20 protein-coding genes are annotated in these 20634 nt (G+C 33.4%); 12 read left to right on the forward strand and 8 right to left on the reverse strand.

Annotated features, from left to right (window positions below):
• Nucleotides 1-36: 36 nt before the first annotated feature.
• Both HM992_RS19520 and HM992_RS19525 read right to left on the reverse strand, forming a co-directional pair.
• On the reverse strand, nucleotides 37-669 hold the full coding sequence (locus tag HM992_RS19520) for a response regulator (protein WP_179321262.1): 633 nt from the start codon (nucleotides 667-669) through the stop codon (nucleotides 37-39).
• Nucleotides 670-786: 117 nt separating this feature from the next.
• Nucleotides 787-3786 carry a sensor histidine kinase gene (locus HM992_RS19525; RefSeq protein WP_179321263.1) on the reverse strand — a complete coding sequence of 1000 codons (3000 nt, stop codon included), beginning with the start codon at nucleotides 3784-3786 and terminating at the stop codon, nucleotides 787-789.
• A 329-nt stretch (nucleotides 3787-4115) separates the two neighbouring features.
• On the opposite strand from HM992_RS19525, the gene HM992_RS19530 reads away from it, so the two are divergent.
• From HM992_RS19530 to HM992_RS19575, 10 genes are all read left to right on the forward strand, one after another.
• Nucleotides 4116-4397 (forward strand): hypothetical protein, encoded by a 282-nt coding sequence (locus HM992_RS19530; RefSeq protein WP_179321264.1) that lies wholly within the window; start codon nucleotides 4116-4118, stop codon nucleotides 4395-4397.
• A 38-nt stretch (nucleotides 4398-4435) separates the two neighbouring features.
• Nucleotides 4436-4771, forward strand: coding sequence for a hypothetical protein (locus tag HM992_RS19535; RefSeq protein ID WP_179321265.1), 336 nt, complete (start codon nucleotides 4436-4438; stop codon nucleotides 4769-4771).
• 30 nt (nucleotides 4772-4801) lie between these two features.
• Nucleotides 4802-5326 carry a RidA family protein gene (locus HM992_RS19540; protein ID WP_179321266.1) on the forward strand — a complete coding sequence of 175 codons (525 nt, stop codon included), beginning with the start codon at nucleotides 4802-4804 and terminating at the stop codon, nucleotides 5324-5326.
• Nucleotides 5327-5355: 29 nt separating this feature from the next.
• Nucleotides 5356-5826, forward strand: coding sequence for a nuclear transport factor 2 family protein (locus HM992_RS19545; protein ID WP_229720571.1), 471 nt, complete (start codon nucleotides 5356-5358; stop codon nucleotides 5824-5826).
• Nucleotides 5827-5864: 38 nt separating this feature from the next.
• A complete protein-coding gene (locus HM992_RS19550) occupies nucleotides 5865-7679 on the forward strand; it encodes a DUF885 domain-containing protein (protein WP_179321268.1) in 1815 nt (604 codons plus the stop codon).
• A gap of 27 nt (nucleotides 7680-7706) precedes the next feature.
• Nucleotides 7707-8966 carry a DUF418 domain-containing protein gene (locus tag HM992_RS19555; protein ID WP_179321269.1) on the forward strand — a complete coding sequence of 420 codons (1260 nt, stop codon included), beginning with the start codon at nucleotides 7707-7709 and terminating at the stop codon, nucleotides 8964-8966.
• A 44-nt stretch (nucleotides 8967-9010) separates the two neighbouring features.
• Nucleotides 9011-9424, forward strand: a complete 414-nt coding sequence (locus HM992_RS19560) for a DUF6090 family protein (protein ID WP_178983220.1) — start codon at nucleotides 9011-9013, stop codon at nucleotides 9422-9424.
• Nucleotides 9425-9590: 166 nt separating this feature from the next.
• The gene (locus HM992_RS19565) at nucleotides 9591-9968 is read left to right on the forward strand and encodes a cupin domain-containing protein (RefSeq protein ID WP_179321270.1); all 378 of its coding nucleotides are present in this window, start codon (nucleotides 9591-9593) and stop codon (nucleotides 9966-9968) included.
• Between the two features lie 117 nt (nucleotides 9969-10085).
• The gene (locus HM992_RS19570; RefSeq protein WP_179321271.1) at nucleotides 10086-11579 is read left to right on the forward strand and encodes a sensor histidine kinase; all 1494 of its coding nucleotides are present in this window, start codon (nucleotides 10086-10088) and stop codon (nucleotides 11577-11579) included.
• On the forward strand, nucleotides 11572-11967 hold the full coding sequence (locus HM992_RS19575; RefSeq protein ID WP_178983528.1) for a response regulator: 396 nt from the start codon (nucleotides 11572-11574) through the stop codon (nucleotides 11965-11967). Before HM992_RS19570 ends, HM992_RS19575 begins: the two co-directional genes overlap by 8 nt.
• 190 nt (nucleotides 11968-12157) lie before the next feature.
• Here HM992_RS19575 and nqrF read toward each other — a convergent pair whose 3' ends face one another.
• From nqrF to HM992_RS19605, 6 genes are all read right to left on the reverse strand, one after another.
• Complete coding sequence (gene nqrF, locus HM992_RS19580; RefSeq protein ID WP_178983527.1) at nucleotides 12158-13471, reverse strand: NADH:ubiquinone reductase (Na(+)-transporting) subunit F; 1314 nt, start codon at nucleotides 13469-13471, stop codon at nucleotides 12158-12160.
• 8 nt (nucleotides 13472-13479) lie between these two features.
• Nucleotides 13480-14220 (reverse strand): NADH:ubiquinone reductase (Na(+)-transporting) subunit E, encoded by a 741-nt coding sequence (gene nqrE / locus HM992_RS19585; RefSeq protein WP_229720572.1) that lies wholly within the window; start codon nucleotides 14218-14220, stop codon nucleotides 13480-13482.
• Nucleotides 14221-14295: 75 nt separating this feature from the next.
• Entirely contained in the window at nucleotides 14296-14940 is a 645-nt protein-coding gene (locus HM992_RS19590; RefSeq protein ID WP_178983526.1) for an NADH:ubiquinone reductase (Na(+)-transporting) subunit D, read from the reverse strand.
• Between the two features lie 7 nt (nucleotides 14941-14947).
• Nucleotides 14948-15697, reverse strand: coding sequence for a Na(+)-translocating NADH-quinone reductase subunit C (locus HM992_RS19595; protein ID WP_178983525.1), 750 nt, complete (start codon nucleotides 15695-15697; stop codon nucleotides 14948-14950).
• Between the two features lie 3 nt (nucleotides 15698-15700).
• On the reverse strand, nucleotides 15701-16927 hold the full coding sequence (locus HM992_RS19600) for an NADH:ubiquinone reductase (Na(+)-transporting) subunit B (RefSeq protein ID WP_178983524.1): 1227 nt from the start codon (nucleotides 16925-16927) through the stop codon (nucleotides 15701-15703).
• Nucleotides 16928-16937: 10 nt separating this feature from the next.
• Nucleotides 16938-18290, reverse strand: a complete 1353-nt coding sequence (locus tag HM992_RS19605; RefSeq protein WP_179321272.1) for a Na(+)-translocating NADH-quinone reductase subunit A — start codon at nucleotides 18288-18290, stop codon at nucleotides 16938-16940.
• 163 nt (nucleotides 18291-18453) lie between these two features.
• Here HM992_RS19605 and HM992_RS19610 point away from each other — a divergent pair, with 163 nt between their 5' ends.
• Together HM992_RS19610 and apaG are read left to right on the forward strand one after the other, a co-directional pair.
• Nucleotides 18454-19707 carry a type IX secretion system plug protein gene (locus HM992_RS19610; RefSeq protein WP_179321273.1) on the forward strand — a complete coding sequence of 418 codons (1254 nt, stop codon included), beginning with the start codon at nucleotides 18454-18456 and terminating at the stop codon, nucleotides 19705-19707.
• A gap of 168 nt (nucleotides 19708-19875) precedes the next feature.
• A complete protein-coding gene (apaG, locus tag HM992_RS19615) occupies nucleotides 19876-20262 on the forward strand; it encodes a Co2+/Mg2+ efflux protein ApaG (protein WP_178983521.1) in 387 nt (128 codons plus the stop codon).
• Nucleotides 20263-20634: the final 372 nt, after the last annotated feature.

The following is a 20634-nucleotide window of genomic DNA, read 5'->3' on the forward strand; positions in this document are numbered from 1 at the left end:
GACAAAAAAATCTAGTTTCGTATGATGAAGACTGAATTATAGTTCGTTATCGTAAGATTTACGGATTAATTCGGCTTTACTATTAATTTCTAACGTTTTGTAGATGTTCTTAATGTGTGTACGAACCGTATCGATGGAAACAAATAAATCAGAGGCAATCATTTTGTAGCTTTTACCATCTACAATACCAGCTACAATTTCTTTTTGTCTTGGCGTTAACAAATTGCTTTTATGCTGTTTTGGAGCAAAAGTATTCACTATTTTTCTCGCAATGGAAGGTGACATATAAGAACCACCTTTACTCACAACTTCTATAGCTTCTTTTATTTTTTTAAGTGGTGTTTTTTTCGATAAATACGAACAAGCTCCGGCACACAAGGCTTTATAAATACTATCATTATCTTCAAAAGTCGTCAGCATAATGATATCAACTTTGGGAAGTTCATTTAAGAGTAATGGAATCCCCTTAATACCAGACATGCCCAATAGGTTAATATCCAAAAGAATTATCTCTGGCAAAGTTTCAAGTGATTTAATTGACGTTAAAAAATCTTCAACCGAAGACGATATCTGCACACAATCAATCTCAGATTGGGCATCGAAAAAGTCATTCAGGCTTTCCTGAATTAACGCATCATCTTCTATAATTCCCAAATTAATTGTACTCATTTTTTATTGGCGAAAGGCTTATATGTTATCACAATTTTAAAAGCTATACATGTGATAATTCTTCATTAGTAAAGTTATGACTTTAAAAATGCGCTACAATCACATTAAGATGTGATTTTACAAATTAAATGGCAACTGAAGATGCACACCAAATCCGTTTTCAGTCTTAAATTCTATATCTCCTTTTAATTTTTCAGCACGCATTGCCATATTAGATAAGCCTAAACCGGTTGACTTATAACTCTCCTTTTTACTTCCATTATCTTTAATGGTAAACTCACAACCCTTGAACGTATTAGTTAAAGCTATTTTGACATGTGTCGCATCAGAATGCCTTAACACATTGGTTATGGACTCTTTATATATCAAAAATATATCCTGCTTAGTCTGTGCTGTTAACTTTCTACTAGGATTTCTAATACTTGAGCTATCTATTTGAAACGCGATGTCTTTTGGTAACAATAACTCTTCTGCTAACTCGTGCATACGCTCAATTAAATCATTAACCGTTTCACGCCTACTATCAATACTCCATACCAGATCTCGCATCTGTGAAATGGCATTTCTGCTAATTCCTGCAATCTTTTGAAGTTTCAATTTATCGGCTTCACTGGCATTAATTTCCATAAGTTCGGTTTGCATGGCTAAACCGGACAACAGTGACCCAACATCGTCGTGTAAATCACTAGATATTTTAGTCCGAAGACGTTCCATGGCCAAAGCTTGCTTAAATCTATATCTAAAAATGGAGTACATGATAGCTATAACTGCTAATATCGCCAATGCTATAAACCACCATTTCTTATAAAATATTTGTTTAACCGTAATCGGAATGGACAAAATTGAAGGACTTTCATTGCCTCTTGAATCTTTACCTTTTACGTTTAATACGTAATCTCCTGCCGGCAATTTGTTATATCGGATTGAAGAACTATTTCCATGATAAAACCAACGATTTTCAAAACCTTCTAATTTTGTGCTATATGTATTTTTATTATTTTGAAAATAGCTTGGCATTGTCCAGTTGACCTCAAAATATTGATCATAAGGTGAAATTTCTAAAGTTGATAATTTAGTTTGATTAAAATCAGTTTTAAAATCAGTTTTAGTTTTGCTATTGTAACCTGAAAACTCTGTAAATCGCATATTTGGTGTCTCAGATTGCTTTAGAACTTCGTTTGGTTTAAACTTATTCAATCCGTTCATGCCGCCAAAGTAAAAATTCCCATTACTATCTTTATAGAACGACGAATAGTTAAATTCAAAATGTGTGAGTCCATCTTCAGCATAAAAATTCTGAAACACTTCTGTGGTTGGGTTAAAATAGCATAAACCATTGTAAGTACTAATCCACATATTTTGATTATCGTCAAATAAAAAACCAACAACATTATTATCTGGCAAACCATTATTTTTAGTAAAAGTTTTTATCGTTTTTCCATCTGCTGATAAGTAATTTAGACCACCACCATAGGTGCCAATCCATGTATTCCCCTCTAAATCTTCATCAACAGCCAGAATATAATTTCGTGAAATTCTCGGATTAGTGTCTTTAGAAAATTGGTTTTCAACACCGCCATTCATATTAACTTTTAGCAAGCCATCACTGCGTGTACCAATCCATATAACACCATCTGTTTTACTTTCCTTAAAGAATCTAAAATCAGTAAAATCATTTTCTATATTCTTATTTTCAAATGGCATACTATACGCTTCGGTTTCAGGATTAAATAATATAAGTTGAGACAAACTCTGTCCGAATAATAATTTTCCATTTCTGAGTTTTATTATTGGATTTTGACTCCTTAAATTTATACTAGATTTAAACTCATCATAAATCTTAGTTGCTCCAGTTTCTAGATTAATTTTCATTAAGCCCAGACCTAAAGTGAATGCATTTTTTTTATTGTCATCTAGCGCATAAAAAATAGATACGTATTGCGAAATTTCTAAAGCGTTTTTTTTAAGATTTAGATGTAGTGTGTCAATTTTACCCTTAATAGTTTTGAATAGAATTTTGTTTCGACTCTCAGATTTAGCATAGATAGTTCCATTGGCATCTTCAAAAATACCACGCATTGTATTTCCCCATCCCTGGTTCTTAGAAGCGAATACACTTGTAAACAGCCCATCTTCTATACGTATTTTAAATAAACCATTGTCTGTTGCTACCCAAAGTAGTTTGTTAGCATCAATAAAAAGCATATTGATTTTTGAATATTCTAATGTAGACATCAACTGTTGTGTATAATCCTTAAAAACCCCATTTGTGTCCATTCGAAATAGATCCGTATCACCAGAAAACCAAATCTGATCTTCATCGTCTTGTATGCCTTGGTAAAATAGCACACCGTTATTAAGTATGTGTTTTGAACTTAGACCACCCTCACTTAAAGTAAAAATCCCAAATTCTTTTTGAGAAAAAAAGTACTGTTTATTATTTCTATCAAAATATGAAAGCGTAAAATTAGAGACATTCCCTTGCCAATTAAAAGTCGATAATTTGTAGGTGTCTAACAGTTCACCATTGGCATTAAACTTAAAAGAACCTTGATCTAAATTTAGTATAATGTGTCCTTTTCTGTCTTTAGTTAACGTACTGTTACCACTTTGAATTCTTGATACTGTGGCCTTAACTTCAAATTTATCGTTAATCAATTTTTGAAGATAATGTTTGGCTTCACCTTTGTTTGCTGTGAGATAGTCTTCTGTCTTAATCCAAATACTACCATCTTCAGTTCTAAGTAAATTTACAACGTCTCCTTTGATACCGTGAGAACCATTAAATGCAGTAACTTTATCTGTGGTTAAATCTAAATTATACAATTTTAAATTCGCAAAAAACCATAATATATTAGCTGTGTCATCAATTTCTATATGACCTCCTATTTGCTCATTTTCAATATAAAAAGGATTACTTCTATCAGAATTATAGACCTTAAAATTATTACCATCATATCGTATTAAGCCGACTTCCGTACCAAACCACATCATTTGATTTTTATCCTGAGCCATACAAGTAATGGATCTAAAGGGCAAGCCATCATCTGTAGTAAGCACATCAATTTGGGATGGATTTTGAGCATAGACACTATAGCATACAAAGAGTAAGCTCATTTGCAGAACAAAAGCGCACAGTGATTTTAATAAATTCAAAATAATGGTTGTAATTAATAGCTAAGTCCCAAATATACAAAAAGTTGCCACCCAATATCACATTAACATGTGATTGTCAACTCCTCTATTAAAACCTAAATTAGCTACAGTTAAAACACACCCTATAACCGTGTTTTAGCAAAGCAAATCCCACTACCCTAAGCATTTTGATTTTGCTTGTTATGATTAATAGCAACTTGTAACACAATAAAACCTATAACAACTATGGGTTTGAATACATAGCGTTTGCTAAACAAAACAATTGTATCAATTATTAAAATCAAATTAGAATGGATAAAGCAGGTATTATTGGTGATATACTCATTCCGTTAAACTTTTCAGATGTCAGAACTAAATTTTTTGATTCTACCATAAAAGAAACAGAGATTTTTTTGGACGAGGTTAACCGTTCTCTAAAAGTAAAAAAAGTGGCTTTAATTGCTTCAGTCGCTGCTTATAACACCTATTTCCCTTTGCCTGCACGCACTAAAACCAAAACACGCCACCAAAATCATCTATCAAAACCAGATGGCAGAGCGCGACTTAAGACTACCGTCTCCATCCGTTTCTAAAACACTAAATCAATACAACTCTTAAAAAAAATAAAACCATGAAAAATGATTTATCAAAATGGTCAAAAGCAGAATTCAAAATTTATATGTTATTGCTGTGCTCAAAATTTGACCACCATGAAGCAGAAGAAGAAATCGCACTTATAAAGTCAAAAACAGATGACACTACTTTCAACAAAATATACAACGAGTTTAGCTGTGATGAAGAAGACAGTTGTTTTGAAAAAATAGAAGATACCATCAACCAACACGAGTATACTTTAAAAGAATTAGCGGATTTAAAACAAGAAATTCTTGAGGTCTTTCATTCCGATAAATATTTCTCGCAACGCGAACGCTATTTAGAAAAAGTGTTTGACAATATTTTATACTGAAAACGACAATTTAAAACCAAACCAACTCATATGAAAACTCTAAAAAAATTATCAAGCTCATCATTCTTAACTCTATTGGTTCTCACTTTAATTTTTGTATCACAAAGCTGTGAACAGAAGCCTAAAGAAGTATATGAAGTTGAAAATAAAATCACTATTGAAGACGAAACACCAGAATACTTCTTGTTAAGACCAGAAGTAGAAAAAGCTTTTGGTTACTCGCATGCTGTAAAAATCGGCAATTCTATTAAAATTTCTGGAGCTGTAAGTATGGATGATGAAGGCAACCCAACAGCGGTTGGCGATTTAGCACAACAAATGAAAAATTGCTATGCCGATTTAGAAAAAATATTAAAACATTATGGTTGTACGTTTGATGATGTAGTGAAAGAAGATGTCTTTACAACGGATATGCCAAAATTTTTAGAAGCCGCAGCCTACAGAACCGAGATTTATAAAAAACAATTTCCAACCGGTTCTTGGCTTGGTGTAACAGAACTAGCAGTACCAGAATTTATGATAGAGATTGAATTGGAAGTGCATAAATCAAAATAATAATTAATAACCCATTACACATGAAAACTATGAAATTAATATTAGTCTCAATGTTCCTTATTACCATTATTTTAAATGGATTTGCACAAGACACAAAAACCGATACCATTAATTCAATAGTAATCGATAGTCTTTACCAAGCGTTTGCAAAAGGAGACATTCCAACCGTACTTGGTTTAATGGATGAAAAAATTGTATGGAACGAAGCTGAAGGAAATTCCTTGGCAGACGGTAATCCATACATTGGTCCAGAAGCTGTCTTAAATGGTGTATTTGCACGAATTGGCCCTTTGTATAAATCATTCGCAGTAAAAGATGTAAATCTACATGAGATGAGTAATAATCAAGTATTGGCAACTTTACGCTACGAAATTATTTCTAAAAATGATGAAAGTTATTCTGTACAAGTAGCGCATCATTACACACTTAAAGACGGAAAAATAATTCAGTTTCAGCAATATGCAGATACTAAGAAGTTGGCAGATGCTGAGAAAATGTAATTCAAATAATTTTAAATCAATTACAAAATGAAAAAATCATGAAGAACATCTTATTAATTCTAAGCTTAGCTTTATGTCTTATAACTGTTAAGCAAGGACATGCCCAAAACACAAAATTACCTGATGGTAATATTACTGAAAAACTGAGCTACATTAAGGATAATAAAAATTTCAGTAACGAAAATGAACGTTTAAAAGTGCTCTTTGAAGTCTATACCGAAAACCAATTAGAAGCATCGCCTGTAATGGCTACTTTTTTTGGTAAACCAGGATACAACCATTTATGGGATGATGTTTCACCTGAAGGCACAAAAAAAAACTTAGCGGAATTAAGGATTTTTAACGACTCTAAAGACTGGTTTAATCTTGAAAATCTAACGGAAGAAGATAAAATCAACTTCAGCATCTTTAATCGCTCTGTTGGCGACCAATATGCTTTAGTTAGCCAGTTTCCAGAACAATATTTAATAATAGATCAAATTCAGGGCATTCATTCGTACATACCTGCAATTATTCAAATGATGCCAACGAATTCACCAAAGGCATTGGAAGATATTATAGCAAGACTTGAGGGGATTTCAGGACTTTTAAAAAACATTGAAATAACCTTGTCAGAAGGCATAGAAAAAGGAATTGTGATGCCACGAACTACAGTTGTGCAAGTTCCCGAACAATTAAAAAGCATGATAGCTGAAACTCCTGAAGAAAGCATTTTTTACACACCATTTATCAACTTAGAAGGACATGATGCCTTAAAAGAGAAGGCTAAAACTATCATTACCAAAAGTGTTAACCCAGCTTTTGATAAGTTTAAAGTTTTCATGACAGACACCTATTTGCCAAACACTAGAGAAAGCTATGGACTAAGTGAATTACCCAATGGAACGGCATGGTACAATGCGCAAATAAAGTTTCATACCACCACAAATAAGACCGCTCAGGAAATCCACGATATCGGCCTATCAGAAGTAGCAAGAATATTGGTTGAGATGGAAAAGGTGAAATCAGACACAGGCTTTAATGGAGACTTAAATGCATTTAACACCTTCCTTAAAGAAGACCCTCAGTTTTATTTTGATACGCCTGAGGAATTGCTTTCGGCTTATCGTGATATTTGCAAAAAGATAGATCCTGTCTTGCCCCAACTTTTTGGAAAACTACCAAGGCTTCCGTATGGTGTAAAAAAAGTGCCTGCTTATTCAGAGCAAGCGACTACAACGGCGTATTATAATCCAGGTTCTCTGCAATCTGGTGTAGCAGGCTATTTCTATGCGAATACTTATAAACTAGAATCGAGACCCAAATGGGAGATGGAAGCGTTAACTATTCATGAAGCGGTTCCTGGTCATCACTTACAGATTTCACTTGCCCAAGAACTAGAAAACGTTCCAGAGTTTAGAACCATGCTTGGGTTTACGGCATTTATTGAAGGTTGGGGACTGTATTCTGAAAGTCTTGGATCAGAACTTGGTATGTACCAAGATCTGTATTCTAAATACGGGCAATTGACTTATGAAATGTGGCGTGCCATGAGATTGGTAGTTGATACTGGCATCCATGCCTTTGGGTGGACAAGACAAGAAGCTATCGACTATTTTAAACAGAATTCTGGCAAAAACGAAAACGACATTTCGGTTGAAGTTGATAGGTATATTGCTTGGCCTGGACAAGCTCTAGCTTACAAAATTGGCGAACTGAAAATAAAAGAACTTAGAAAAAAATCAGAAGACACCCTTAAAGAGCAATTTGACATCAGAGCATTTCATGATGTTGTTTTGGGTAGTGGAACGATTCCTTTAAACGTGCTAGAAGACAATATAAATCAATGGATAAATAATCAGAAAAACAACTGAGAACAAATAATTGGAAAAAGATAAACTATGATAGAAACTACCAACCAAAACCATACTATTCCTATACAACAAAACCAGCGCATTCATTTTTTAGATGTCCTTCGCGGCATTGCCATACAGTGCATTTTTATGGCTAACATCGTTTATTTTTCAGGACTTTTCTTTTTCCCAGAAAGTTACAGGGATCCGGCTTTTGTATGTCCTTCTGATGGGGTTTTGGGATTTATCTCCTTTTTGTTAATTGATGGTAAATTCTATTCTATTTTTTCCCTACTCTTCGGCATTGGCTGCTTTGTACAATACCATAAATTAAGTAGTCAAAACAAGCCTTTTGCTCCATTTTTTGCTAAACGTATGTTCTGGTTAATGGTTTTTGGTTTAATTCATTTAATTGGATTTTGGCTAGGTGATATCTTAACACTCTATGCGCTTTTAGGCTTTGCTATAATTCCATTCATCAACGTTTCAGATAAGAAATTATTAATGCTTGCCACCATACTCATCCTTCTACCTATTTTAAATTGGTTCATTATTTCTTACTTCGGCATAAATTATCCTGATGTTTTTCATGAAAAAAGTATAGATTCATGGCAAAACTACGGCTTCCCTCAAGTAGAGTGGGATGGTAAACTTTGGAATGATGTGGAATTTGAATTAACCAATAAAGACTGGTCTGCTTTTTTTAAAATGAACCTTGGCAATTCATGGCTACGCTTGTCAATGATCCTCGAAGAAGGTCGTGTTTTTAAAGTTTTTGGAATTTTTCTTATCGGTCTTTGGGCTGGACGTAAAATACTGAATGAAAATCTTTTACAAAATGTAAATCTTCTAAAAAAAATAGCGCTTTACGGTTTACTTCTAGGTTTACCTATGAGCGGCTGGAGAGCGTACCTTCTATTTTTAGGGGAACAAAATCAAATCAACAGCTTTCTTAACACGCTAAGCTATGCTTTGGGCACTGTACCAACCGCATTAGGGTATGCGGCATTAATTGCATTACTTTTTATAAAAAAACCCAAGCTATTGATTTGGCTTGCTCCCGCAGGAAAAATGGCTTTCACTAATTATATCTTACACACTGTTTTTGGCATCACCTTTTTTTATGGTATTGGTTTCGGATGGGCTGGTAAAATGGGATTTACCATGATAACACTTATTGCCATCGCCTATTTTCTGTTTCAGGTTGCATTTAGCACCTTATATCTCAATTATTTTAAATATGGTCCATTAGAATGGCTTTGGAGGCAATTAACTTATGGTAAGTTTTTAAAGATTAGAAAATCTTAGCTAATAAAATTATGATAAATTTTTTTAGAAAAATAAGACAAAACATGATTAAAGAAAACAGAACTTCAAAATATCTGCTTTATGCTTTCGGAGAAATCATCCTTGTGGTTATCGGCATTCTCATTGCCTTACAAATTAACAATTGGAACGAGAGTAAAAAGAACAAGACTTTTGAAAAAGAAACACTATCCCAAATACGAACTAATCTTCTCAAGGATAAACTTACCCTAAGTTTATTTGCCAAAAATGGAGATATTGCTGTAAAGTCAATAGAGCAGATTTTGATATCTGATATTTCAGAAACAGCTAATGACAGCATGAAATTTTGGTTAGGAAGAGTTGTCCGTTTTGATAGATTTAGTCCTTTAACTAGCGCATTTGAAGTCTTGAAATCAAAAGGAATTGATCAAAGGCTAGAATCATTGCCGAAACCAATAGCGAATTATAATTTCACATGATAAATTTTTTTACTAACTGATTATGGTATTGAAAAATAACAATAGTTTTAGATGTCTTGAAATCACATTAAAAAAGCATACTATTATCATACTATGCTATCTCTAAATCTAAACAAAGCAATAGCTAATCCTATTGAAATTCTTATCTTGCTTTCAAATCAACTGAATGACAAACAAAACTGGTTTTAAACTTGTTTTCCTTATCGCCATCGGTCTATCGAGCTGTAAAAACAAACATCCATTACCAGATCCTTTAGAAGCAGGTTGGAAAGGCCATGCAGTTTGCGAGGTTTTAGAAGATAATAAAGAACTAAGAGTGCTTAAATGCACTTTTGAACCTGGCGTTGGGCACGAGAAACACTACCACAATCCACATGTTGGTTATACTTTAGTTGGAGGAAAATTCAGAATAAAAGACAATTCAGGAACTCGCGAAGTAGATGTGCCGACTGGTTATACGTTTAGTAAAGATTCGATTACGTCTCATGAGGTCCTAAATATTGGAGAAACCACCTCAGTTTATTTGATTATGGAATACAAATAACGTATTAATTTTCTTACTTAAAATACTTGCTCAACGTCAAAAACTACAGCTAAATCTCTGAGAGTCAAATTTAAAAGTTACATTTGCACTACTTAAATCCCATTTATCCTACATATTTTGTACACTCCTGAAGAAAACACGCCTCAAAACAACAAGGTGTCATTGCTAAATTTTATTGAAGAACATGCTGCTATTGGCACATGGGAATTTAACACCAAACTTGAAAAAATTACATGGAGTTCTCAGACAAAAAAAATCCATGAAGTTCCTATAGACTATGACCCTTCTGTTGAACTTGCGCTCTCATTTTACAAAAATGGTGATAACTTAAATAAAATCACTAAAGTATTTACAGATTGTATAGAAAAGCACGAAGACTATGATATCGAAGTGCAAATAGTTACTGCAACAGGAAAAGATAAGTGGGTAAGAGCCATTGGCACAGCAATAATTGAAAATAATGAATGCATAAAGGTTCAGGGCTTATTTCAAGATATTGATAAAAAAACAAAAGATTCTTATGCTCTAGCATTTAAAGAACAGCAACTGAGAAAAACATTTGAAACCGCTTTAATTGGAATGGCTATTCTAGATTTAGAAGGCAACTGGATTGATGTGAATAAAAGCTTGTGTCAAACCTTTGGTTACACTAAAGATGAATTTAGAACGCACACTTTTATGGATATCAGCCATCCTGAAGATCTCCGCAAAGGACAAAGAGCCATGATAGACATGCTTAATGGTAAACTTGATTACTTTGAAACTGAAAAACGCTATATAAATAAAAAAGGTGAAACTATTTGGACACAATTATTCACGTCAATTGTGCGAGATAGTAATAATCAACCACAGCATTTCGTAGCTCAAATCAATGACCTCACTGAAATAAAGAAAACTAGCAAAAAAGTTTCACAATTATTAGTGACTACTGAAGACCAAAATAAACGATTATTGAATTTTGCACATATTGTTTCTCATAATTTAAGATCACATTACGGTAATTTAGATATGCTGCTCGATATCGTAAAAATGGATTTGCCAGAAACGACGAATAATGAATTATTTCCATTAATAGAGCAGGCTGTTAGTAATTTAGGAGATACTGTAGTTCACTTAAACGAGGTCGCGGCTATAAATATCCAAAAAGATTTAAAAACCGAACCTTTAAATTTATTGCATAGTTTTAATAAAGCAATGTCAAGTATTTCTGCACTTATTTTAGATTCTAAAACGTCAGTTTCCATAGCTATTGAACCAGATATCCTCATTAAAGGTGTTCCTGCATATTTAGATAGTGTGTTATTGAATTTTTTAACGAATGCTATAAAATATAAAAAGCCAAATGAACCTGCTAAAATTGAAATAAAAACTAGCACTGACACTGATTTTATAATTTTAGAAATTACAGATCACGGTCAAGGTATTGATTTAAAAAAATATGGTGACAAATTATTTGGCATGTATAAAACATTCCATCAACATGAAGATTCTACAGGTATAGGACTATTTATAACAAAAAATCAAGTGGAAGCCATTGGAGGAAAAATTGAAGTTAAAAGTAAAGTTAATGAAGGTACAACCTTCTATATCCATTTAAAAAAACATGACTAAAATAGACGTAGCCTGTATTATCGATGATGATCCAATATTTATTTTTGGAGCAAAACGAATGATGGAACTCTCAGAATTCTGCAATTCATTTATGGTTTTTAAGAATGGACAAGAAGCTTTAAATAATTTAAAACCGATAATGAATACTGGAGAAGTACTTCCTGATGTGATATTATTAGACATCAACATGCCCATTATGGATGGTTGGGAATTCCTAGATGAATTTATTAAGATTAAAAGCCATAAAATGGTTACGATTTATATTGTAAGTTCATCCATTAATCCAATAGACTTAAATCGGGCTAAACGCTACGAAAATGTATCTAATTACATTTTAAAACCTATTTCTCTTAATAGCTTAAAAGGAATACTAGAAGAAGTCAATTAAGTACGATGTTTTAAGGAGATATTAAACCAGCTAATGTTGCTGCAAACAGAAGGTAATTTTCTAATTACTTGTACATATATCACGCTTAAAAGCCTCATATTACACAAGAGAATATATTAAAATAAAAAAGCCAATACTCTTATAAAGTATTGGCTTTTTCTATTTCTATAGATTTTAAAGTATACGATTGTTATCCTCCAAAATCATCAAATCTGATATGCTCGTCAGGGATTCCGAAATCCTCACCCATCTTCTGAACGGCTTGGTTCATTAATGGAGGTCCACAGAAGTATAATTCAATATCCTCTGGTGCTTCATGATGACTTAAATAATTATCAATTACACAGTTGTGAATGAATCCTACAAAACCATCACCTTCTTCATCGTGAATATCTTTTTTTACTTTCCAATTATCACTTTCTAATGGTTCTGATAATGCTAAATAGAATTTAAAGTTCGGAAAATCCTTTTCTAAAGCTCTAAAGTAATGGATGTAGAACAATTCAGCTTTAGAACGTCCACCGTACCAATACGTTACTTTACGGCCTGTTTTAATAGTTCTAAACAATTCGTATAAATGAGAACGCATTGGCGCCATACCTGCACCACCACCAACGTATAACATTTCTGAGTCAGACTCATTGATGAAGAATTCACCGTAAGGTCCTGAAATCGTTACTTTATCACCAACTTTTTGATTAAAAATATAAGATGAAGCAATTCCTGGATTTACATCCATCCATCCACCTTTGGCACGATCAAAAGGAGGTGTTGCTACACGTACATTAAGCATTATTTTTCTACCTTCAGCAGGATAGGAAGCCATAGAATAAGCACGTTCAACAAGCTCATCATTTTTCATCACTAAAGGCCATAATCCAAACTTTTCCCAATCTGCCTTAAATTTATCTGGTTCTCCTGGGTGATCTTCTGGGTGTGCAGACACATCCATATCAGCGTATTTTATTTCACATTGAGGAATCTCAATTTGAATATAGCCACCAGCCTTATAATTCATGTCTTCTGGAATTTCTACAACAAATTCCTTAATAAATGTTGCTACATTATAGTTTGAAACTACAGTCGCTTCCCATTTCTTAATACCAAATACTTCTTCAGGAATGGTGATTTCCATATCCTGCTTTACTTTTACCTGACAAGATAATCGTGCACCATGTGCTAATTCTTTTCTAGAAAAGTGAGGAGTCTCAGTTGGAAGCGCTTCACCTCCACCAGATAAAACATGACATTCACACTGAATACATGTTCCACCACCACCACATGCTGATGGTAAAAATATTTTTTGGTTACCTAATGTTGATAACAAGGTTCCTCCTGAATCAACTTCAATCTCACGTTCACCGTTAATAGTAATTTTTACTGGCCCTGAAGGAGACAGTTTTTGTTTCACTACAAGTAGAAGCGATACTAATAATAAAGTAACTACTAAAAACGCGACAACTGTAGCGATGACCGTTCCTATTGTGCTTGCTGCTAATACCATATTCCTTATTAATTTTTATCCGTATCGTTTGTTGTTTCAATAACAAGACTAGACGCCTCACTATTCTCATCTGCACTAGTTGTAACCATGCCCACCGTATTTTCTACAGTTTCTTCTGTTGCTTCTTCTTCTCCTCCTGTAAGCATACCTCCAAAACTCATAAAACCAATAGCCATAAGGCCTGTAATAATAAATGTAATTCCTAACCCTCTTAAAGGTGCAGGCACATTACTATATCTAATTTTTTCTCTAATTGCTGCGATAGCTACAATTGCTAAAAACCAACCGATTCCAGATCCAATACCATAATTAAGTGCTAAACCTAAAGTTTCAATTTCACGAGATTGCATAAATAATGAACCACCTAATATGGCACAGTTTACTGCAATTAATGGTAAAAAAATACCTAATGAATTATATAATGATGGCGAAAATTTCTCTACAATGATTTCAACTAACTGAACCATGGTAGCAATAGTAGCAATAAACATGATAAAAGATAAAAAGCTTAAATCATAATCTGCATATTCAGGACCTAGCCATGTTAATGCACCTTCTTGTAATAGATACTGATCTAATAACCAGTTTAAAGGCACCGTTATAGCCAATACAAAAATTACCGCAGCTCCTAAACCAACGGCTGTAGATACTTTTTTAGACACAGCCAAGTAAGAACACATACCTAAGAAGTATGCGAAAACCATGTTGTCTACAAATATCGATTTGAAAAATAATTCTATATGTTCCATATATTTTGTTTTTAGTTGTTAGTCTTTAGTTGTTGGATAATGCTATCAACAAACAACTAGTAACTATAAACTAATTTAGTCTTCTATTAATTCTTTATTTCTACTACGTTGTACCCATATGATTAAACCTACTACTATTAAAGCCATAGGAGGTAATACCATAAATCCGTTATTTTCATAGCCAATAGCGTATAATCCCGTTTTTTCCACAGAATCTCCAAGGACTTTAAATCCAAATAAAGTTCCTGAACCTAAGAGTTCTCTAAAGAAACCAACAATAATAAGGATTAAGCCATAACCAGCTGCATTTCCTATACCGTCTAAAAATGATGGCCATGGTTTGTTTGCTAATGCAAAAGCTTCAAAACGCCCCATAATTATACAGTTGGTAATAATTAAACCAATAAATACCGAAAGCTCTTTACTTAAACTATAAGCAAATGCTTTTAATACTTGATCGACAATAATAACCAAGGTTGCAACAACTATTAATTGTACAATAATTCTAATTTTAGAAGGAATGATATTTCGCATTAAAGAAATAACCACGTTACCAACACTAAGTACAAAGACAACAGAAATTGCCATTACAATTGATGGCTTTAACTGCGCTGTAATCGCTAAAGCCGAACAGATACCTAATACCTGAATGGTAATTGGGTTATTATCCGCTAAAGGATCTAATATTAGTTTACTATCTTTTTTTGATAAAAGTCCCATACATTTATTAGTTTAATGTCTTAAAATAAGGCACGTACATTTTTAAATCTTTCTTAATCATTGCGGTTACACCATCACCTGTAATTGTGGCTCCTGCAATGGCATCTACTGCATTGTCGTCTTTCCTTTCGTTCTTAGGATCTGCATTTCCTTTAGCTACATTTATGCCTCCATAAACACCTGCATCATTCAATAAATGCTCTCCTGCGAAATCATCCATAAAGTAACGTTGTTTAATTTCTGCACCTAAACCTGGTGTTTCACCTGCATGGTCAAAAAACACACCTTGTACCGTCATAGATTTATCAACGGCAACAAATCCCCAAATGGCATCCCATAATCCTTTACCTCTAATTGGAATAACATAGATTGGCTGACCATCTTTTTCACCTTCAAACAAAGGTAATTTTCTTGTATAACTAGGATCTTTAGCTTTAGCTTCCTCCTTTTTAATATCTATTAAATAAGCCTCAGAATCTTCAGAAACTTTAGTTCCTTCAATAACATATTGCTTAGTAATAGTACTGGTAAATTCGTCTTCTACTTTATCCGTAGAAATAAAAGCAACATCACTTGTACCTTCATTGGCATTAATACCCATGGCATACAATATATTCTGTTGTTTTTCAAAACGTTTATTAGCATCCACTAAAGGTTTTAAGCCTGAAGCAAGTCCTGCAAGTATAGATCCCACCACTAATACCATAACAATGGCAAAAATAATGGTATAACTATTTTTATCTGTATCGATTGCCATAATTTAAGCTGTTTTTATTTTTGCTCTTTTTAATCTTCTTTTCACATTGCCTTGTACCACATAATGATCTATAGTAGGTGCAAACACATTCATTAACAATATAGCTAACATGACTCCTTCTGGATACGCTGGGTTAAATACACGAATCATAATAGATACGAAACCTATTAAGAAACCGTAAATCCATTTTCCTTTATTAGTCTGAGATGCCGTTACCGGATCTGTAGCCATATAAACAATACCAAATGCCATACCACCAATTAATAAATGGTGCCAGAACTCAGTACTCATTAATCCATAAAACTTACTTGTATCTGTAATCCATCCTGCGGCTACGACTAGGTTAAAGATATATCCCATCACTAAAGCTCCAATAACCGAACTTAGCATGATTCTCCAACTTCCAATTTTTGTAAAAATCAGAAATAAACCACCTAACAAGATTAACAATGTCGATGTTTCACCTATGGAACCAGGAATAAAACCAAAAAACATATCCATTACCGAATAATCAACTCCATGTGACTGCGCCAAGCTACCTAAAATAGTTTCACCTGAAATAGCATCGGCTGTTGAGCCATTTGCAATTTCTTTAGTTCTTTCTACAGCACCTTCTACCCAAACTTTATCACCACTCATCCATGTAGGGTAAGCGAAGAATAAGAAGGCTCTAATGGTTAATGCCGGATTTAAAATATTCATCCCTGTACCACCAAAAACCTCTTTCCCGATAACAACACCGAAAACAACAGCAACCACTAACATCCATAATGGAATATCGATTGGTACAATTAATGGCACTAACATTCCTGTTACTAAGTACCCTTCTTCAACTTCGTGTCCTTTGATGACTGCGAATAAGAATTCAACACCTAACCCAACACCATAAGAAATTAGTAGTATTGGTAGCACTTTCCAAAAGCCTAAAGAAAAATTCTGTAAGGTCCAGAATTCACTACTAAAGAAACCACTTGTAACAGCTTCTATTTCTCCTGCTGCTACATAATGCTGATAACCTGCATTAAACATACCAAAGATTAAGCACGGAATTAAGGCCATAATTACCGTGTTCATTGTACGTTTTAAATCATCCGCTGCCTTAATATGTGTACCACCATGTGCAGTATCATTAGGCGTATAAAGAAAAGTATGTAAGGCATTGAAGGCCGGAGCCATCTTAGTTCCTTTGTATTTTTCTCTTAAGCTATGTAAGTTTTGTTTTAAACCCATTATCTATTTTTTAACCGATTTCTTCTAACATTAAATCCAAGCCTGCTCTAATAATTTGCTGATGTGGCTGTTTAGACACACATACAAATTCTGTTAAAGCAAAATCTTCTGGCGCAACTTCGTACATACCTAAAGCCTCCATTTCATCTAGGTCTTTATACAAACATGATTTTAAGATTTGCATCGGATAAATATCTAATGGAAAAACTTGTTCGTAATTACCTGTAAGCACAAAATTTCTATGCTCACCATTCATATTAGTGCTTAAGTCGTATTTTTTATTTGGTGTTAACCAAGAAAAAGTTAAAGCTCTTGTGTTAGAAACTTTATCAAATACTGGTTTATTCCAACCAAATAACTCGTAGTCATTACCTTCAGGAATTACAGAAATCACATTACTGTAATAATCTAAATAACCATCTGGTTGAACACGTTTTCCAGATAATACATTTCCTGAAATAAAACGATCATTACCATCTCTTTCAACTCCGTTATCGTAAACCATTGTTGCAATTTCAGAACCTAATTTTGTTCTAAAATAACGTGGTTTTTTAACTGAAGATCCTGCTAAAGCAATTATTCGTTCTGCGTTAAACTTCCCTGTTAATAGTAACTCACCAATAATTACAAGGTCTTGTGCATTCACCGTCCAAACCGTTTCACCTTTATTAACCGGATTAACCTTATTAATTAAGGTTCCAACATTCCCTGAAGGATGTGGGCCAGAAACTTTATATGTAATTGCGTTTTGTAAATTTGCTAAAGGCGAATTAGAATTTGAACCAACAGAAATATGAACACCACCTTCTGTTAATTTAGACAATGCTGTTACCGCAGCTTGCAATTCAGCTTCTTTACCTTTTAAAGTAAAATCTAAATCTGCAGCCAAAGGTGCACTTGCATAACCCGAAACAAAAATCGCTTTTGGAGTTCTATCAGCTTTTGCTACAACATCGTAAGGACGTTGTTTAATAAATGCCCAACACCCAGAAGCTAACAAATGTGCTTTAGTTTTTTCTGCATCCGAAGCTAAATCAAACTTACCATGATCTGTGTAAGTTTGTTCTTTATCTGCTGTTATTTTAATAGCGTCTATACGACGTCTTGGTCCACGCTGCACTTCGGTTATCTCACCAGAAACTGGCGAAACAAACTTCATTGCTTCATTATCCTTGTTGTAAAATAAAGTTTCACCTGCTTTAACATGTGTACCTTCTTTAGCTACAAGTTTTGGAATAATACTGTGGAAATCCTCAGGTTTAATAGAATAGAAATTACTAACAATAGCATTCTCTACAGTTTGCTCGGCTTCACCAATCAACTTTATATCTAAACCCTTTTTAATTTTGATGTCTTTTGACATATCTTTTAAAGATTAGTTATCTAAAAATCGGTGCAAATCTACAAATTAATGCTTAATTAAGGCTCAAAATAGAGCAACTTTTTTATTTGTAATCATTATAAATAGCAGGCTTGTGTTAAGGCATAGATTTTGATTATATTTATACGCTAAGATTCTAAATAAAATGAAAACTACATTTTTTACACTTTTACTTCTTATACTATTTCCTACAATTCTTTTTTCTCAAGTGGCCAAAGAGCTTAATCCACCAGATTTTATTAAAACAATTACGTTTAAAAGTAACACTACAGAAGGTCAATTACCCGTCCTAAAACTTGGTGAATCGTTAACGCTAGAATTTGACGCCCTAACGGGTAACGAAGAAGACTTTTACTACGTCATAGAGCATTTTAATTTTGATTGGACTCCTTCAAATCTTGTAAAATCAGAATACCTGAGTGGCTTGGACAATCAACGGATTTTAGATTACGAGAATTCTTTTAACACCTATCAAATTTATTCTCATTACAATTTAACAATACCAAATACACAAACACGTGGCTTATTAAAAAGTGGAAACTATATGATTTCCATTTATGATGATTATGACGAACTTATGTTCAGTAGAAAATTTATGGTTTATGAAAACGGAGCTAATGTTGGAGTAAGTGTCAAACGTTCTAGAGATGTAAAGGTAATTGCAGAAAAACAATCTGTGGATCTCGTTATTACAACTGATGGCACCAATCTAAATAACCCATTAGAAACCATTAAAACCGTCATTATTCAGAATAACAATCTTAACACAGCAATCACCGACCTCAAACCTCAATATACATTGGGTAATGAACTTATTTATCGTTATGATACTGAATCTGCTTTTTGGGGTGGAAACGAATATTTATTTTTTGAAAACAAAGATGTTAGAGCTGCCAATGTTGGTGTCCAATATATAGAATTAGAAGACTTATACCACAACTATTTATATACTAATATCAGTCGAAAAAACAGACCATACACCTACAATCCAGATATTAATGGGAATTTCTTAGTCACGGTAATCGATAGAGACAATCCAGATATTGAAGCGGATTATGTTATGGTCCATTTTTCATTATTGCAAGACGAATTAAAGGATAAGAACATTCACGTGTATGGTAATTTTAATTATTACACCATTGAACCTTTGACCCAAATGCTATATAATCCTGAAAGCAAACGCTACGAAATTATAATGCTGCTGAAACAAGGATTTTACAATTACAAATTCGTGACCGTGGATCAAAAAACAGGAGATATAGACGAAGGCGCTATCAGCGGCAACTTTTGGCAAACTGAAAACAATTATAAAGTTTTAGTTTACTACAGAGATTTGGGTTCTCGTTACGACAGACTTATTGGTTTCGGAGAAGCTACTTCTGTGGATATCACTAATTAAGCCATTAGGCCACCATTCATTAATTCAAAAAAACACGCTGTCTCTACTGCCAAATTCACAGTATGAGTCGGTTATAAAATGTATTTGCTAAAAAACAAAACCTCTTAAGCTAATTATAATGCTTCATTCAAAAATTATGCTATTTTAGCATAGATAATCTCAAAACTTATGGTACAACAAGTTACAAGCGGCATAAAAATCACTGTAGAAACCAATTTTGAAGGTACATTTTATAAAAATTATAAAGTGCACTTCGCCTTTGGTTATAAAGTAACTATTGAAAACCAAAGTAAGGATTCTGTTCAGTTAAATTCTAGACACTGGAAAATTCTTGACGCCCTAAATAATGAAGAAATTATTGAAGGGGAAGGTGTGATTGGAAAAAAACCTGTTTTAAAACCAGGAGAATCTCACACATACAACTCTGGCTGCCTATTAACGTCTCCGTTTGGGGCCATGAGTGGTCACTATAATATGATTAACTTATCTAAAACAAATAAATTTAAAGTCTACATTCCTTCTTTTAAATTGAGCGCTCCCTTTGCTCTTAATTAATTCTTAGAGCCTTACTTTTTTATGTAATATTTTTGTTTTAAATTCAATAATTACAAGATTGAATTTATCATGTAACACAAATGGTTCGGCTTACAAAAAAAAACACAAGACACTCGTATTAGCAATTTAAAATACCATTTTCAATTAGGCATTCATTAACTGTAAGTTTCAACAGAAATAACCTCAACATGCCTAACCTTAAACTACAAAAACCACATTACCAATCTTCACACAACTATAACGTTTGAAAGAAATATTTTCTTTAAAAAAATGTACCTTTACACTTTCAAAATTGGGTTCTCATAATATGGGAATCTTATTATAATTTCTAAAAAATATAAACCAGATTCCCGATTTCTCGGGAACAATAAA

Origin of the sequence: Winogradskyella helgolandensis (assembly GCF_013404085.1) — a bacterium.
GTDB classification, from domain to species: domain Bacteria; phylum Bacteroidota; class Bacteroidia; order Flavobacteriales; family Flavobacteriaceae; genus Winogradskyella; species Winogradskyella helgolandensis.